This window comes from Williamsia herbipolensis (genome assembly GCF_000964005.1).
Classification (GTDB): Bacteria; Actinomycetota; Actinomycetes; order Mycobacteriales; family Mycobacteriaceae; genus Williamsia_A; species Williamsia_A herbipolensis.
Window position 1 is genome coordinate 93,996 of sequence record NZ_JXYP01000020.1, and the last position, 16,920, is coordinate 110,915.

A 16,920-nucleotide genomic window follows, 5' to 3' on the forward strand; every position below is an offset into this window, starting at 1 on the left:
GCCAGAGTAATTCCGATACGGCACACATCGTATTTGAGGGAGTTCCCGGTGCTTCTCAGTCCGCTCGACGAGTATCCGATCCACCAGACACCGGCTCCCGTCACCTGGCCCGAACCGTCGGACCGGCAGTTCTACGACCGGTCGTACTTCAACGTGCTCGACCGCGGGGGACGGTTCATGGCGCTGACGGGGATCGGCTACTACCCGCGACTGGGTGTGAAGGACGCGTACCTCGTGGTCCGTCACGGCGACACGCAGACCGCGGTCCATCTCGGCGACGCCATCGACGACGATCGGCTGCACCCGACCGTCAACGGCTACCGCATCGACGTCGTCGAGCCGCTGCAGGAGGTCCACCTGACCCTCGCGCCCACCGAGGGGATGTCCGCCGACCTCACGTGGCGCGGAGCGTTCCCCGCTGCCCTGGAACGACCGCACTCGATGCTCAGTCGGCGGCGGGTCACCCTGGACGCCTGCCGTTTCGCGCAGGTCGGCACCTGGGCCGGGTGGATCGATGTCGACGGGGAACGGCTCGAGGTCGATCACGACACCAGCGTCGCGAGTCGTGATCGATCGTGGGGCATCCGGCCCATCGGCGAATCCGAACCCCAGGGCCGACCCGACGACGCTCTGCAGGGCATCTGGTGGCTGTATCTGCCGCTGACCTTCGACGACCACCAGCTGTTCCTGATCCTGCAAGAGGGCGCCGACGGACAGAGGAGTCTCTACGACTGCACGCGTCGATGGTCCGACGGGCGGGTCGAACAGCTCGACGGCGTACGCGTCGAGATCGACTACACCCCCGGGACGCGTATCCCGCACGGCGCCCGCATCGAGTTCCTGAACCGGGCCGGCGACCGCAGCACTCTCGCTCTCGAGTCGAAGTTGTTCGCCCCGATCGCCTTCGGCGCCGGCTACGGCGGCGACCCGACGTGGGCGCACGGAACATGGAAGGGCGAGAAGTTCAGCGAGCGTGTCCATTTCGATCTCACCGATCCCGAGGTGATGGCACGAGCGGCGTTCAGCCTCATCGACCACGTCTGCGCCGCCGTGACCACCGATGCCGACGGAACCGTGCACCGCGGCGCAGGACTGTTCGAGCACGGGGTCATCGGTCCCCATCACCCGTCGGGATTCCGCGACTGGACCGACGTGGCGGAAGGGGCGCCCCGGCCATGAAGGTCATGACCGCACTGTTCGGCCCCACCGACGCGGTCGAGCGTTCCGAGGTGTTGCGGGAGGCCGGGGCATCGGGTGTGTTCACGTTCGAGGGTCCGTTCGACGTCTTCACGCCGCTGGTCCTGGCGTCGTCGATTCCGGGCCTCGACCTGCTGTCCAATGTCGCGATCGCGTTCCCGCGCAATCCGATCCAGCTGGCCCATCAGGCCAACGATCTCCAGCTCCTGAGCGAGGGACGGTTCATCCTCGGGCTCGGCACGCAGATCAGGGCGCAGATCGAGAAGCGCTACGGGGTGCAGTTCGATCATCCCGTCGACCGCATGAAGGAGATGGTGGGCGCCCTGCGGGCCATCTTCGCGTCGTGGCACAGCGGTGAGCAACTGGACTTCCGCGGCGAGTACTACCGGCACACGCTCATGACACCGACGTTCGTCCCGGGCCCGAACCCGTTCGGCCCGCCGCCGATCTATCTCGGCGCGCTCGGCCCGCGCCTGACCGCAGCCACCGCCGAGGTGGCCGACGGGCTGTTGGTGATGCCGTTCGGGTCCAAGCGCTTCCTGCACGGGTCGACCATGCCTGCCGTGCAGGCGGGGCTCGCTGCGGCCGGCCGCACCGGCGACGACTTCGAGGTGGTGCCCGAGATCATCGTCTCCGTCGAATCCGATCGGGACGGCGGGGGAGACCACGCCTCGACGCGGATGTTGTTGGCGTTCTACGGATCCACCCCGGCCTACCGACCGGTGCTCGACGCGCACGGGTGGGGTGACCTCCAGCCGGAACTCAACGCCATGTCGAAGCAGGGGCGGTGGCGTGAGATGGCCGGGCTGATCGACGACGAGATGCTCCACACCATCGCCGCATGCGGGACCCCGGCCGAGGTCGCAGCGCACATCCGCGACCGTGTCGACGGGGTGTCGGAGCGGATCTGTCTCTATCAACCCGGCCCGATCGACGCCGCGGCACTCGCCGAGGTCGTCGACTCCCTCACGTTGTCGACGTGACCACGACCGTCGAGTTCGACGATGTCGTCGACGAACGGTTCGGTGGGAAGGCTGCCGGACTGGCGCGGCTGCGGCGTCTCGGGTTCCCGGTCCCGGCGGGCTTCGTCGTCGCCGATCCCGCCGACGGGGTCACCGACGAGGTCGCCGAGCGATGGTTCGCGCGGATGCGGGATCTGGGGGCGACGCCGTTGGCGGTGCGCTCGTCGGCATCGGGGGAGGACGGCGCGGAGCTGTCCTTCGCCGGCCAGTACGACACCGTGCTGGGGGTGGGCACCGCCGACGACCTGGTGCGGGCCGTGCAGACGTGCACCGCCTCGACCGGCTCGCACCGCGTGACGGCCTACGCGGGCCGCGACGTCGCCGCGATGCATCTCGTGGTCCAGCAGATGGTCGACGCCCGCGCCGCCGGCGTGGTGTTCTCCGCGGATCCGGCGACCGGTCGGCGCGATCTGATGGTGATCGATGCGGTCGCCGGTCTGGGGGACACGCTCGTCGACGGCACCGCATCGCCGGATCACTTCGTGCTGGATGCACACGGCGACTGCGTCATCCGCGAGGTCGGGGCAGATCCCGCGATCTCGGTCGACGAACTCCGGGCGATCCGCGAGGGCGCGATCCGGGCCGTCGACCACTGGGGGCGGCCGATGGATCTGGAGTGGGCGATCGATCGGGACGGGCAGCTGTGGTGGCTGCAGGCCCGCCCCATCACCACCCTGCCCGGCGCACTCGACGCGATGGATTCACCGCTGGCCGGTGCCGACCACGTCTACACCCGCTGCAACATCGGCGAGATGATGCCGGGCGCCTACTGTCCGCTGACCGCGGCGGTGTCCGGTTTCGCGATCGATTACGCGATGCAGATGACCCAGGTGGTCGCGCGAGCCCAACCGCGATACGAGTCGCCCTGGCGGCAGGTCGGATATTTCCAGGGGCACATGTTCCTCAATCTCACCGAGGGCACGGCGCTCAGCGCGGGAATCCTGGGCAACTCACTGGAGCAGTTCTCGATGTCGGTGTGTGGCCGGGTCGTCGAGGAGCTCGTGCCGAAACCGCCCCAACCGTTCGTGCGTCGGCTGGTCAACACCGTTCTGCTCACCGGTTTCGCACTGTCGGCCGGGCCGGCAATCCGGCGTCTCGGTGATCAGATCGCCGGTTTCGACGTCCCCGACGCCGACGATCCTCGAGAGGTGTTGCGGCAGTTGGACGACGGGGTGGATCTGTTCTGTGAGGTCATGGTCACCCACGTCCGTTCGTCGTCACGTGCCGCGGTCGCGGCGAACGTGCTCGAGAGCGTCATGATCCGCCGGGCGGTGGCGGGTGGCGGTCACGAGGACGAGGGCCGGGCCGCCGCGAGCCGGTTGATGGCGGGGGCAACTGATGTCGAGAGCGCGGTGATGCTGGCCGAGCTCGACGAGGTGGCCCGGGCCATCGCCGCCGACCCGTCGGCCGGGGACTTCACCGTGTCCGAGCCCGGGGCCGCGGTCACGAGGCTCCGTACGTCGACCGGCGTTGCCGGAGTGGCCCTTCGAGGTTTTCTCCACCGGCACGGCCACCGCGGGTATCGCGAGCTGTGTATGCGCGAACCGTCGTGGGGCGAGGACCCGCAGGGCCTGGGAACGATGCTGCAGGTGATGGTGCGGGCGGCGTCGGATCCCGTGGCCCGTCGTGCCGCCCCGCGTTCGGATCAGACGGACGACCCGCCGCCCGTCCGGTTGCTCGCGCGGCTGGCGCGAGGAGGCGCACGGGGACGCGAGGAGACGAAGTCGAAGCTGGCGGCCATGGCGCATTCGCTCAAACTCGGTTACCGGCATCTGGGGCAGGTGCTCGCCGACACCGGACGACTTCCCGACGCCGACCTCGTGTACTTCTTCGATCGCGACGAACTACGCCGGGTCGTCGGTCCCGGCGACATCACCGACCTGGTGCAGGCCGGGCTGCGGCGCAGGTCGGCACTGCCGTGTCAGGAGGCGTTGGAGTTCGACGACGTCTCGGTGGGGCGTCCGACACCACTGGTGGTACGACCGCCGAACGGTGTCGACGACTCCGAGATCGTCGGCCGACCCGCGGGCCGCGGATGCGTCGACGGTGTTGTGCGCGTGGCCAGATCGATCGCCGAGGCGCGCGAGATCCGGGTCGGCGAGATCCTCGTGGCGCCGGTCACCGACGTGGGATGGACCCCGTACTTCACCGTCATCGCCGCGTTGGTGACCGACATCGGCAGCTCGGTGTCCCACGGCGCCGTGGTCGCGCGCGAGTACGGACTGCCCTGTGTCGTGAACACCCTCGTCGCCACCCGGACCCTGCGGACCGGAGACCGGGTTCGGGTCGACGGCGATCGCGGCGTCGTCACCCGACTGTCCGATGGCACCGCCGCGTGAGCCGCGGTCGCCTGTCGGGTCAGTCGCCGATCGAACCGGCGACGACCGCGTCGCCGAGCGCGGTGCGGCGGTGCCGTACGGTCTTCCCGACCCGGTCGGACCAGATGAGCCCTGCCTCACGCAGGAGTCGCGTGTGATGCGACGCCGTACCGTCGGCCAATGCGCACGAGGCGGCGACCTCACGCGTGCTCAGGGGGCGATCGAGCGCGAGCAGTACCGCCGCTCTACCGGTACCGAGAAGTCCCTTCAGCGCATCTGACTGCGCCTCGAACGCGGTGGGCCAGGCATGCGCGACACCGCGCGCGGGGTAGTAGAGGGTCGGCAGTCGGGGTTGCTCGGTGATGACCGAACACCCCGGCCAGGAGAACACCGAGGGTACGAGCAACAGACCGGTCGTCGAACAGTCGACTGCCTCGTCCCAGGTGTCGTGGGCGACGACGATCGCATCGTCGGACCAGGTCACCCGTTCGTGGAGCGACTCCACGGTGGCCGCCACCCCGACCCGGGCCAGTTGCTCGGCGCGCGCGGTGATGTCGGCCAGGAGCGCGCGCTCGACCGCCGGCCAGTGCGGCGCGAGGATCGCCGTCCACAGTTCCGCCCACGCGCGCGCGATCACCTGCCGTGCCTCGTGGAGATCACCGAGCCATACCGCGAGCGCGGTTCTCCGGGCGCCGGTCGCACGGCTGTGGCATTTGAGCAGGTCGCGCCGCATCTCGTCGAGATCGGCGTGCGACACGGCCCTGATCTCGTCGGCTCCGGGCGGACCGTCGGGCAGCGGCGTGAGGAAATCCGGTGCGTAGTGGCCTGGTTGGACGAGCGTCCCGATGACCCCGAGCGGTTCGGTCGGGATCGCCGACCGTACCTGCCTGAGCCAACCGCCCTGGAGGGGAAACCGCGCGGGCTGCTGCAGTACCCGGACGGCTCGCAACAATTCGAAGCTGGCACTCGCGCCGAATCGGATGGCTGCCGCGCCGGTGGGACCCAGGGTGAACACCACTCGTGACGAACCTGCGCCCGGGGTCATGCCGATACGATATCGCCGTCCATGGCGTGGGCCGGCCGGCTCGCGCGCTCCCGCGCGGGTGGTCCCGCGGTCACGAGCGGTGGGTCGACGAGAATCGACAGGGTCGCGGCCGCTCGATCAGCCCGGGCGTCGCACATCGCTCGCGTCTCGCCCACGGTGATGACGTGACCGTGACGGGACCGGGAGTCCCTCGTCGCCTCGATCCGATCACCCGCGGTAACCGACACCACGACGTCGTCGACTCCGGCTTGCGCCGTGGCAACATCGACGCCCTCGACCGAGGTGACACAACCGACAGGGATGTCGAGGTACCGGATGGTCGCCGTCGCGGTCGGCGGCCCGACCACCGGGGCGTTCCCCAGCAACGCGTCGAAGACTCCGGCCTCGATGTCGTAGCCGGTGGCCAGCTCGATCAACCTGGGGATCCGATCCCCACCGAGTCGAGCCTGCGATTCCACGATCCGCGGGCCGGCCTCGGTGAGGATCACCTCGGTGTGCGCCGGACCGGTGCGGTATCCGGCGGCGTCCAGGAGAGCTGTCGTCACCTGCTCCAGGGCGGAGCGTTGCACCGCCGTGACGTCGGCGGGATGGTGATGTGCCATCTCGACGAAATGCGGTCGTGGACCGAGCGTCTTGGCCGTCACGCCGATCACGTGATGAACGCCGGCGACGCTGAGTGTCTCCACACTGAACTCGGGGCCTCGGAGGAATTCCTCGACGAGGAAAGGACCTCGCAGCGACTGCGCGTGGGCGAGGAGCCGCCAGTGACGACCCGACTGCGCTCCCTCCCAGAGGAACACGCCTCGACTGCCGGATCCGGCGACCGGTTTGACCACGGCCGGGGCGCCGATCTCGCCGACCGCGTCGGAGACGTCCGCGACGTCTCCGACCGTCCGGGTCCTCACCGGCGACAGGCTGTGTCGAGCCAGCAACGCGCGCATCGCGGCCTTGTCGGTGAGGACGTGTACCGACTCCGGACTGTTCACCGCCAGATCCAGTTCCGCCGCAGCGGTATGCGTCGGCATGTGGGTGACGTCGCGCCCCACGCCGTAGAGAAGATCGACGCCGTGGAGGCGCGCACACCTCACCAGTTCTGATCGCATCGCGAGCTCGTCGCCGAAATCAGCGGTGTGAAACGCATCCGACGCCGCCCGCACATCGGCCAGATAGTCCGCCGACTCGAACGTGGGGTCCCAGACCGAGCACACCCAGAAGCCTGCGGCGCGGGCCTTGCGGACCAGCTGGCGATAGGGCATCACCATGAGGAGCCGAGGGCGTGTCGAAGGTCCCGACCCGTCCGGTGTCATGTGATCGCTCCGGAACCCACTGCGACACCGGTCTTCTCCTGCGCGCCGATCATGCTGAGGTACCGCTCACCGGAATCGGGCAGGATGGCCACGATGCGTGCATCGTCGACGCGCGGGTCGGTGGCGATCACCCCGACGGCGTGGGCCACTGCCCCGGCGGAGATTCCCACCAGAAGGCCTGCTCGGCGTGCCAGAGCCGCGGTTGCCGCCGATGCATCGTCGTCGGTCACCGCGACCACCTCGTCGATGAGGCCTCGATCGGTGGTCGGCGCGATGAAACCGCCGTTGAGGCCCGGGATCCGGTGTCGGCCGGGTCGGCCTCCCGACAGCAGCGGAGAGCCCGCCGGTTCGACGGCCACGACCCGCACGTCGGGATTGTGCTTTCGCAGGAATCGCGCGGTGCCGCTGAGTGTTCCGCCCGTACCCACGGCGCAGACGAGGACATCGACTCGGCCCTGGGTGGCCTGCCAGATCTCGGGGCCCGTGGTCTGCTCGTGGGCCGCAGGGTTGTCCGGGTTCTCGTGCTGGAGGCAGTTCCATGAGCCCGGGGTGATCCGGTGAATACGGGCGGCCTCGTCCACACAGCCCTGATAGCCGTCGGTGTTCGCGGTGGTGACGACCTCGGCCCCGAGGGTGCGCAGCACGGCGATCCGCTCGGTGGTCGCATTGTCCGGGAGGACGATGATGCACCGGTAGCCTCGCGCGGCGGCCATGGCGGCCAACGAGATCCCGGTGTTGCCCGAGGTGGCCTCGATGACCGTGCCGGCCCCCGGGGTCAGTTGTCCGCGGGCCTCTGCGGCCTCCAACATCGCGAGCGCCGTGCGATCTTTGCTGCTCGACCACGGGTTGAACATCTCGAGCTTGACCAACACCTCCGCCCGGCCGCACGGCCGGCCGAGCACCTCGTCGAGTCGCAGCCGCAGCATCGGTGTCCGACCGACCAACGCGGTGAGGTCGTCGACCACGACGGGTGCACGTTCGGCAGCTGTGCGGATGTCGATCTCGCGGGCTGCGGCCTCGGCCTCCCGAGCGGCCAGTCCCGCGGTCGACGCGCCGGCGAGCACATGGCCGAGGCGATCACCGTTGCGCCGCAACGGCCGCACCGTCGCACCGGGCGTGACCTTGAGCACCACCTCGTCGACCCCTGCCATCGCCCGCGCGGCCTCCGCGCCGGTGATCGAGGTGATGACCCCGGGAGGGGCACTGAGGTATCTGATGGCCGCACCCTGGCTGGTCCCCGTTCCGAACACGGTGCGGGGGAGGGGTTCGCCCAGATATTGGCGGATCGCGAGTTCGAGGGAGCTGATGCCGAGAGCGCGGTCGACCAGGTAGGTGATCTTGCCGCCGGCGGGCCGGGGGTTGATCTCGACGAGGACGGGCCCACTGTCGGTCACCTTGATCTCGACGTGCGACATCCCCTTGTCGAAGCCGACCGCGCGCAACGCCTGCCTGGCGAGATCTCCGCATGCCTCGACCGTCGCGGCGGGAAGGATCGACGGGAAGGAGTGCGCCATCTCGACGAAGTAGCCCGCACCGGCCAGCGACTTGTCGGTGACGCCGAGCACGACGTGCCTGTCCCCGTCGGAGAGCACCTCCACACTGACCTCGGGTCCCCGCAGGTACTCCTCCACCATGATCTCGTCGTGACGACTCTGACCTCGTGTGTTCTCTCTGCGCGACAGGATGAGTGCCACGTGTTCGGACGCCTCACGCGCGGATCGGACCAGACGGACGTCGGCACTGCTGGTCTCGTCGGCGGGTTTGACGACGCAGGGGAGACCGATCTCGCTGACGGCGTGCACCGCCTCGGCGGGTGTCCTCACGGCGCGATAGGCCGGTGAGGCCACACCGTGCTCGGAGCATCGTCGGCGCATCCGGGCCTTGTTGCGGGCCGTGAAGACACCGTCGACACCGACGGTCGGCAGGTCGAGATGCACTGCGACCTGCGCCGCCACCACCACGTCGTACTCGGCGAGTGTGAGGAAGGCATCGAACGGTTCGTCGCTCTGCGCTTCCAGGACGTGGGGCATCAGTTCGTCCAGGACGTTGGTCTCGCAGTGGACTATCTGGTCGACGAAGCGGTCGAAATAGTCCGGGCCGCCGGGGACTTCGAGGTAGCGCGCGAGATCGCGGGTGAAGAACGTGACCCGAGCCCCGAGCCGCTTCATGATCTCCAGCCCCTCGAACCCCGAACCCGACAGGTTGCTCTCGAGTACGCCGATGTGTGTCATGTCGATGCCGTTCTGTGCGTGTGGTGTACGTGTCACCAGCAACCGGTGCTGGCCACGAGTTGAAGGGTGTCGGTCGTCCGCGGACGCGGCCCTGCGGCCGAGATCGTGGCGACAGGCGGCGTGGTGCGGCAGCCGGCGGGGACGTCGGTCAGCACGAGCGATGTCGCACCGACGAGGGCGTTGTCGCCGATGACCACCGGACCGAGAACGGTGGCGCCGGCGCCGATCACAGCACCGGATCCCACGACCGGATGACGCCGGGCGTCAGGCGGGCGCGTGTCGTCACGCCACCAACCGACGGCGCCGAGCGTCACCTGATGGAACAGGGTCACGTCGTCCCCGATCTCCGCGGTCTCGCCGATGACGACCGCGGCGCCGTGATCGATGAACACCCGTCGCCCCAGGGTGGCGCCCGGGTGGATCTCCACACCGCCGCTGACCAGTCGTGCGCAGTTCGACAGCGCCTTGGCGATGCGGCGGCGCCGGCCCACATAGAACCCGTGGGCGATGCGGTGGGTCCACAGCGCCGGGAGCGCCGGGTGAAGGAGTGCGTCGACACGGCTGTCGACCGAGGGATCGCGCTCGACGATGACGTCGAGATCGGCCAGAGCGGCGGCGACCACCGCACCGACGTTCACGATCGGGTCCTCACCAGTTCGGCCGCGTCGTCGCGACCTTCGACCGCGGACCTGGCAGGTGTGCCGTCGAGCACGGCGAGCACGGCGGCGCAGGTCTCGTCGACGTGCGGCGGACGCAGGATCTGATAGTGGTCGCGCCCGAGCGCGATGGTGTGCGCGGCCAGGTCTGCTGCCTCGGAGTCGAGGAACGAGTAGTCGTCACCGTGGGCGCGGATCACCGTGGTGGCGGCCCGCACTCGCCGCGTGCTCAGTTCGGCGAAGGTGTACTCGAACGCGTGGGTCCGCTCGACGAGGCGGACGACGCGATCGGCCAGCTCGGCATCGACCTCGATGTGCGCGGCGATGGCGTCGAGGAAGGACCGGCGGTCCACGGCCGATGCCACCACCGCGTCGACGGTCGGCCCGTCGGCGGTGGCGAGGAACACCGAGCAGAGAACCCGGGTGAAACGCGTGTCGTCGTAGGGCGCGGTGGCCGCCGGGGGAGCGGTCTCGCGTTCGAGACGTGGCGAGCCCGGGGCTATCAGGATGAGCTGATCCACTGTCTCGCCCGCCGCCTCGAGCTGCCACGCGGTCTCGAACGCCACCCTGGCACCGAACGAGTACCCGATGATCGTGTACGGACCCGACGGCTGGATCTCCCGGAGATGCTCGACATCGCGGCGGGCCATCGCCGAGATGTCGGGGTCGATCGTCTCGCCCTGGTTCAGCCCGTAGGCCTGGACGCCGTAGCACCGACGGTTGACTCCACTGATCCCCTGCGCGAGGCCGCGGAGGTTCATCGGGTAGCCGCCGAGTCCGGGCCAGAGGAAGACGGGGCGAGAGCCCACGCCCGCGAGCGGAGCGGCCCGCGCGATGGTCTCCACGCATCGCAACCGCAACGCCTGCGCCTGCCGTGCGATCGAATCGTGCTCGAAGATCGACTGCACGGGCAGCGCCACACCGAGCCTCGAGCGGATCTCACGGATCAACCGCACCGCGTGGAGTGACGTCCCTCCGACGGCGAAGAACGACGCGGTCGTCGAGATGGGTTCGGCAGATCCGAGGACGTGGCACCAGATCTGGCCGAGGATCCGCTCGCTCGCCGACTCCGGTGCCACGAAGGGGATCTCCTGGTGGGCAGCTGCGCTCCACGCCTCTTCGTCTCGGCGCAGGGCGCGGACGTCGACCTTCCCGTTGGGGGTGCGCGGCACGGCGTCGACGATGCGGATCACGTCGGGAACCATGTGACGGGGCAGCATCGTCGCGATGTCGGTCGCGAGGATCTCAGCCGGACCCTGGGTGTGGACCACGTCCTCGTCCATCCCTGTGTGCGCGATCTGTTCTGCCGTCACCGGACCACCGAGTGCGACGTACACCGACTCGGCCGGCAGGCCCGTCATCGAGCGAACTCGTCTCGCCACCGGGAGATCTGCCCCGCTCGACGAGCTGTACCCCGAGGACATGAGGCCGACACCGAAGGCGTTCATCTGCGCACGCTGCAGCGCGCGACCGAGCGCCACGTAGGACGAAGGCTGCCCGTCCGAGACCAGGACGAGCGCGAACGATGCCTGGTCATGAACCCGCTGGTTGATGGCGATCACATCTTTGCGTCGGATCACCGCTGCCCCCACCAGTTTCCTGTGGGCGATCGGACCTCCGGCGGAACCCGGTCGAAGCTCGTGGAACCCTTTGCTCGACCCGTTCTTGTCGAAGATCTCGGCATAGGGCGTCACCGTCTCCAGACGGTCGGGGTCCACCGCAGACGTCTGCAGGAGCGGCCAACAACCGATCACGAACCGGTCGCCGTCCGCGCCGAGGACGGTGGCGTCGATGTCGGTTGCCGCGGTGGGTGTTCCGACCCGGAGCCCCGCGGCCGGCGCCACCGTGTCCACGACACCGAGGATGTGACCGGCTTCGAAGCGGAGGACCTCGTCGACGTTGGTCGAGTACACCGAGGCGATCACCGAGCGCTGCCCGACCAGGGTGATCCGCGCGCCAGGGCCGTCGAGGTCCGATACCTCTCCTCCCACCGCGTGCACCGTCGCCGTCGACGGGTTCAGGTAGTACACGCCGTCGGTCAGTCCGGACACTCCGCGCACCGCGACGTAGACGGCCACTCCGTACAGGGCGCCGGGTGAGGCGAAACTGTATTTCGGGAGCAGTCGCGCCTCGCTGTGATACTGGACCAGAGAGCGAAGGAACACCGCGAGAGCCTCTACGCTCCAGGGGTTGTCGAGTTCACGGGACCACTCCTCGGGCTCGGCCACCAGGCGACCCAGCTCCCAGACCGCTTGGTGGTCGGCCATGCGCGTCCGGTAGACACGGTAGCTCTTGCGAGCGAACGCGAGTTGATGCAGACGGAGGTCTGCCTCGGGGCCGATGGGAAGGTCGACCCCCGGTGCGTCGTGGTCGCTCCGGACACCGAGACCGGCCACCTGGGCGCGCACCTGGATCCGTGTGCTCTTCGTCGTGTGGTGTTCGCCGAACACACCCTGATCCATCAAGGCGGCCTCGTGGGGGTTGAGCTCCACATGAGCCGCGAGCCGGGCGCGGTCGGACGAGACGACACCGTCGTCGCCCCCGGACACCACCACGCCGGCATGTCGGACCCAGGGGTGGTTCTCCAGGACACTTCGTATCTCGTCGAGTTCGATGCGATGGCCGCGGATCTTGACCTGGGAGTCCATACGGCCGCAGAACTGGTAGAGGCCGTCGCGGATCTCGACGCGATCACCACTCCGGTACATCCGGATCGACGTGTCGTTCACGATGCGGGTGACGAAGCGAGTCGCGTTCTCCTCAAACCTGTTCCGGTACCCTCGTGCGAGCTGCGGGCCCGAGATCGCGAGCTCGCCCCGCTGACCATCGCTCTTTTCGAGCAGTTCTCCGGAGTCGTCGAGTAGATGAAAGCCCATCCCGTCGACGGGAGAACCGATCGGCACCACACCGCCGACCCGCTTGGGCTCACCGCGATCGAATCGGTGGATCGACGCGTTGATCGTCGTCTCGGTCGGCCCGTACAGGTTCACGAGGTCGGCCGAGGGGAGGATCGCGGTCGCGGTCACCGCGAGTCGATGCGCGAGGGCCTCTCCGCCGCTCATGATGCGACGCAATGAGGTGCACTCGGCGAAACCCTCGTCCTCACAGAGGGCCTGGAGCAGAGTCGGCACGGTCTGCAGGTGGGTCACCGCGCGGTGACGGATGGTGGCGATCAGGGACGGCGGGTCGCGGTAGGCGTCGCGTTCTGCCGCGACGACCGCCGCACCCGTCGCGTTCGCGAGGAGCTCCCACTGCGCGGCGTCGAAACTGATCGGTGTCTTGTGCACCACGCGCGCACCCGTGTCGACCTCGAGCGCGTCGGCGGCCCAGAACATCTGGTGCGCCAACGCGGAGTGCGAGACCTCCACCCCCTTCGGTGTGCCGGTCGATCCCGAGGTGTACAGAATGTAGGCGAGTGATTCCGGCCGCGCGACGACGGCGGGCCGCCGGTACCGGTCGCCGGACGGAAGGTCCCCGTGACCCATCGTCGGCATGCAGACCACCCGGGCGCCGAGGTCGGCAGCCATCGCCCTGACCTCGTCGGCAAGAGCCTCGGTGGTGAGGACCAGATCGATTCCGGCGTCCGCGATCATGAAACGGATACGCGCCTCGGGGTAGCTCGGAGCCAGGGGGACGTAGGGGATCCCGGCACAGAGCGCCGCCCACGCCGACGCGACGAGTGGCGCCGACGGATGTCCGTAGATCCCGACTGCGGAACCTGAATTCGCCTGCAGTGCATCCATGATGGCCGAGACGTGCAGTCCGAGCTCGCGTCCGCTGATCTCTGCGTCCCCGTCGAAGACCGCGATGTCCTCGGGTCGGGAGGAGATGGTGTCGACAAAGGTCTCGCAAAGTCGCGAGAAGGACCAGTCGGATGTCATCGATGCTCTCCGTACGTCTCTGTGCGGCGCGGCCGTTGGAGAAAGCCACATTGTTTGTACGGGAAACTTATAGAAGCGAGGTGGTCCGAGTCGTGCCGTGGCGACGATCAGACGATGCACAACAGGTGAACACGCGATACCTGGCGATCAGCTATGCGACTGCGTAGCAGCCGATTTGGCATCATTTACGTCCAAACGAACGGAACTCGCTCTGGCGGAGTCGGATACAGGCACCTTTCGGCAGAGCAGGAGTGCCGCGCACACAGACGCCGCAGCAGGAACCACCGTGGCGCCTAGCGGGCCCAGCGCGATGAGTGCGGTGAACACCACCGGCGCGAGCATCGCGCCGACGTTCCAGGACATCTGATAGGCCGACTGGTACTGACCCCGCTCCTGCTCGGGCGCGGCGTCGAGCGCCATCGCCGTGGAGGTGGGACTGTGGGCGACCTCGCCGAGGGAGTAGATCACCATGGCCACGATCATCGCCATCACGAGCGTCGACCCGTGGGTCGATGACGCGGCTCCGAAACCCACCATCCCGATCGCCATCGCAGCCAACCCGAGCACCGCGCTGACGCGATCGCTGAGGCCGACCCTCTGGAGGGCCATGACGACGGGCACACCCGCGGTGGCCGTGATCGCGGTGTTGACCGCGTACAGGGCTCCGGAGAGTTGCGGCGACAGGTGAAGGGCCACCACGACGAGGAGCGGGAGCAGATTGCTCAACGCCGCGTAGTTGAGTGAACTCAGCGCATTCGCCGCCGTGTAGCGCATGAAGGTTCTGTCGCGGAGAACTCTGCCGTAGGCGACGGTCGCACGGGCGACGGGCGGTTCGCCATGGGGGAGTCGGAGGATGACGAGCGACGCGATACCGAAGGTGGCGGCGTTGACCAGGGCGATGCCCACGAACCACGAGTCGGAGGCGTCGGCCGGAACCATCGTCAACACCAGCGCGCCGAGACCCAGGGCCGCATTCGACATCGATCGCATCAGAGCGAGGAGCTTGGATCGACTGCGCCCGGTGGCCAGTCCGGCGATGACGACGGGTTGGGTGGTCTTGGCCGTCTGATTACCCATCGCCACCAGCACCGCGGTGAGCCCGAAGGACACCGGGTCGCGAACGATCGTGTACACCCCGAACCCCACCATCTGCAGGAGCAGTGCTGCGGCCAGGATGTCTCGTGCCCCTCGTCGATCGACCAAGGTGCCGATGATCGGCATCGTCGCCAACGCGACACCGGTCGCGACCGTAAGCACGATGCCGACCGTGGTGAATCCCAGACCTGTCAGATGGTGGAGCAGCACCAGTGACAGCGGAAAATACAACCCGCTTCCCAACGAGTTCACCGCGACTCCGGCGGTGAGCAGACGGACTGACCGTCGGTTGTCGCTGCTCGAATCCATGGCGAGATGATGTGTCGAGGCCCGCTCAGGGAACAATCGTTTCGACGGTCATCGAATCCATCGTGGTATCGGACCTCTCGATGCGTCGCGACGCCGACCCGGGGTCAGCCCTCCGCCCGCAGGTAGTGCGCGATGGCGTTGGCGAGTCCGCGCCGTGCCAGGTCGAGATCGTTGTAGGAGCCGAGGTGACGTTCGGAGGTGATACCGCGCATCGCGCCGGGAATGAAGGCCGCGACCTCGGCGACCCGTTCGGGATCCACGCCGAGGCCGGCGAAGGCACGCGTGCACGTCGCGAGCCATGCGTCGCCCCAGGAGGCGAATTCGGCTGCGGTGCGGGGGAAGAGCCGCTCGAACTCGTCCCGGTCACGAGGCATTGCGGCCCGTAACGTCTCGATGGCGCGGGAATCGGCGCTGTCGAGTCCGTCCCACATGTTGTCGATGATGGTCGCCACCCGTTCGTGCAGTGTCGCCGTGGGGACCGACCCGGCCGGCAGGTCGCCTCGACGCTCGGCGGTGTGGCGCAGGACCGCGGCCCACAGGCCGTCGACATCGCCGAACTGATACTTGACCGCGCCCCAGGTGACGCCCACATCGCCGGCGATCCTCTTCCCGGACACCGCTCCCGGATCGCCGGAGGCCAATGCCGTCAGTGCGGCATCGAGCATCGACTCCCGCGTGGCCTGACCCCGTCTGTTGGTGCGCCTGTTCGCGACACCGCTCTCGACCATGCGTCGATCGTAGTACGTGACGCCGTTTTCACAGAGGGCTCTTTCCTTTTTTCACAGAGGGCTTTATGTTCGAGGGACAGCAGTAACCGGCGGAAGGGCCATGATGGCGAGAACTCCCCTCCCGATGAAGCCGACCGGATGGTTCCAGGTCGCGTGGTCGGCGGAGATCGCCGTCGGCGCTGTGCACCGTATGACCTACTTCGGCACCGAGATGATCGCCTGGCGTTCGAGCGCGGGGCGGGTCACCGTCATGGACGCCTACTGCGAGCATCTCGGCGCTCATCTGGGGTTCGGCGGGACGGTCGACGGCGAGATCCTCCGCTGTCCGTTCCACGGCTGGGAATGGAATCAGCAGGGACGCAACGTCTGTGTCCCCTACGAGAAGCACCCGAACCGCGGACGCAGGATCCGTACCTACCCGGTGGCCGAGCACAGCGAGTCCGTCTTCATCTGGTTCGACGAGAATCGTCGCGAACCGTATTTCGACGTGGCCGAGGTGCTCACCGGCTTCGACGACGACAAGAGTGCCGCCGACTACTACCCGGCGTTCGGTCACACCCACCTGTTCCGGCCGGGACTCGAGATCCACCCGCAGTACGTGCAGGAGAACGGCGTCGATTTCGCGCACTTCACCTATGTTCACGACACCCCGTTGGTCCCGGAGTTCACACGTCACGACTTCGACGCACCCGTCTCCTACGTCGACTTCACCATCGCCTTCGACGACGTCCCCGCCGAGGAGATCAACAGCGGTGTGCAGGCGATCAACAGCGGTATCGGGGTCGCGGCCACCAAGAGCTGGGGGATGATCGACAACCGCACGCTCACGTCGGTGACACCCGTCGACGAGACCACCTCCGACATCCGCTTCACCGTCTGGATCGGCCGAAAACCCGGCGACGACAGTCCGACTCCGACCAACCGTGCGTTGCGCAACGCCGCCGGGGTCATCGAGCAGTTCGAGAACGACCTCCACATCTGGGCACACCAACGCTATTCCGACCCACCTGCGCTGTCGCCGAAAGAGTTCGAGGGCTTCACCGCGATCCGCCGATGGGCGACGCAGTTCTACCCCGACGACTTCGACGCGACCGCGGCGGCCCGCGCCCACCTCACCCGCTGACCACTCAC

General features: G+C 68.2%; 11 protein-coding genes. 4 read left to right on the forward strand and 7 right to left on the reverse strand.

Annotated features, from left to right (window positions below; genetic code table 11):
- The first annotated feature begins 48 nt into the window (after positions 1-48).
- The 3 genes from TU34_RS10585 to TU34_RS10595 are packed head-to-tail and all read left to right on the forward strand — an operon-like array spanning position 49 to position 4,558.
- Positions 49-1,179: an Rv3169 family protein gene (locus TU34_RS10585; RefSeq protein ID WP_045822840.1), complete on the forward strand. Its 1,131-nt coding sequence runs from the start codon at positions 49-51 to the stop codon at positions 1,177-1,179.
- Positions 1,176-2,180, forward strand: coding sequence for a TIGR03617 family F420-dependent LLM class oxidoreductase (locus tag TU34_RS10590; protein WP_045822841.1), 1,005 nt, complete (start codon positions 1,176-1,178; stop codon positions 2,178-2,180). Before TU34_RS10585 ends, TU34_RS10590 begins: the two co-directional genes overlap by 4 nt.
- Complete coding sequence (locus TU34_RS10595; protein ID WP_045822842.1) at positions 2,177-4,558, forward strand: PEP/pyruvate-binding domain-containing protein; 2,382 nt, start codon at positions 2,177-2,179, stop codon at positions 4,556-4,558. Before TU34_RS10590 ends, TU34_RS10595 begins: the two co-directional genes overlap by 4 nt.
- A 19-nt stretch (positions 4,559-4,577) precedes the next feature.
- On the opposite strand, the gene TU34_RS10600 is transcribed toward TU34_RS10595, so the two are convergent.
- From TU34_RS10600 to TU34_RS10635, 7 genes are all read right to left on the reverse strand, one after another.
- Entirely contained in the window at positions 4,578-5,582 is a 1,005-nt protein-coding gene (locus TU34_RS10600; RefSeq protein ID WP_045822843.1) for an ArsR/SmtB family transcription factor, read from the reverse strand.
- Entirely contained in the window at positions 5,579-6,838 is a 1,260-nt protein-coding gene (locus TU34_RS10605; RefSeq protein ID WP_160298519.1) for an ATP-grasp domain-containing protein, read from the reverse strand. Before TU34_RS10605 ends, TU34_RS10600 begins: the two co-directional genes overlap by 4 nt.
- 47 nt (positions 6,839-6,885) lie before the next feature.
- Positions 6,886-9,156 (reverse strand): pyridoxal-phosphate dependent enzyme, encoded by a 2,271-nt coding sequence (locus tag TU34_RS24300; RefSeq protein WP_238981243.1) that lies wholly within the window; start codon positions 9,154-9,156, stop codon positions 6,886-6,888.
- On the reverse strand, positions 9,153-9,758 hold the full coding sequence (gene epsC, locus TU34_RS10620) for a serine O-acetyltransferase EpsC (RefSeq protein WP_203225443.1): 606 nt from the start codon (positions 9,756-9,758) through the stop codon (positions 9,153-9,155). The genes TU34_RS24300 and epsC overlap by 4 nt, the downstream gene beginning before the upstream one ends.
- Complete coding sequence (locus TU34_RS10625; protein WP_045822844.1) at positions 9,755-13,657, reverse strand: amino acid adenylation domain-containing protein; 3,903 nt, start codon at positions 13,655-13,657, stop codon at positions 9,755-9,757. The genes epsC and TU34_RS10625 overlap by 4 nt, the downstream gene beginning before the upstream one ends.
- A gap of 147 nt (positions 13,658-13,804) precedes the next feature.
- The gene (locus TU34_RS10630) at positions 13,805-15,061 is read right to left on the reverse strand and encodes an MFS transporter (RefSeq protein WP_045822845.1); all 1,257 of its coding nucleotides are present in this window, start codon (positions 15,059-15,061) and stop codon (positions 13,805-13,807) included.
- Between the two features lie 104 nt (positions 15,062-15,165).
- Complete coding sequence (locus TU34_RS10635; RefSeq protein WP_045822846.1) at positions 15,166-15,789, reverse strand: TetR/AcrR family transcriptional regulator; 624 nt, start codon at positions 15,787-15,789, stop codon at positions 15,166-15,168.
- A 103-nt stretch (positions 15,790-15,892) separates the two neighbouring features.
- On the opposite strand from TU34_RS10635, the gene TU34_RS10640 reads away from it, so the two are divergent.
- Complete coding sequence (locus tag TU34_RS10640) at positions 15,893-16,912, forward strand: Rieske 2Fe-2S domain-containing protein (RefSeq protein ID WP_045822965.1); 1,020 nt, start codon at positions 15,893-15,895, stop codon at positions 16,910-16,912.
- The last annotated feature ends 8 nt before the right edge of the window (positions 16,913-16,920 follow it).

Bases quoted from the DNA above. Each gene is read 5' to 3' on its own strand.
- TU34_RS10590 (WP_045822841.1), top strand. From the start codon at position 1,176: ATGAAGGTCATGACCGCACTGTTCGGCCCCACCGACGCGGTCGAGCGT.
- TU34_RS10600 (WP_045822843.1), bottom strand. From the start codon at position 5,582: ATGACCCCGGGCGCAGGTTCGTCACGAGTGGTGTTCACCCTGGGTCCC.
- TU34_RS10605 (WP_160298519.1), bottom strand. From the start codon at position 6,838: ATGCCCTATCGCCAGCTGGTCCGCAAGGCCCGCGCCGCAGGCTTCTGG.
- TU34_RS10625 (WP_045822844.1), bottom strand. From the start codon at position 13,657: ATGACATCCGACTGGTCCTTCTCGCGACTTTGCGAGACCTTTGTCGAC.
- TU34_RS10630 (WP_045822845.1), bottom strand. From the start codon at position 15,061: ATGGATTCGAGCAGCGACAACCGACGGTCAGTCCGTCTGCTCACCGCC.
- TU34_RS10635 (WP_045822846.1), bottom strand. From the start codon at position 15,789: ATGGTCGAGAGCGGTGTCGCGAACAGGCGCACCAACAGACGGGGTCAG.
- TU34_RS10640 (WP_045822965.1), top strand. From the start codon at position 15,893: ATGGCGAGAACTCCCCTCCCGATGAAGCCGACCGGATGGTTCCAGGTC.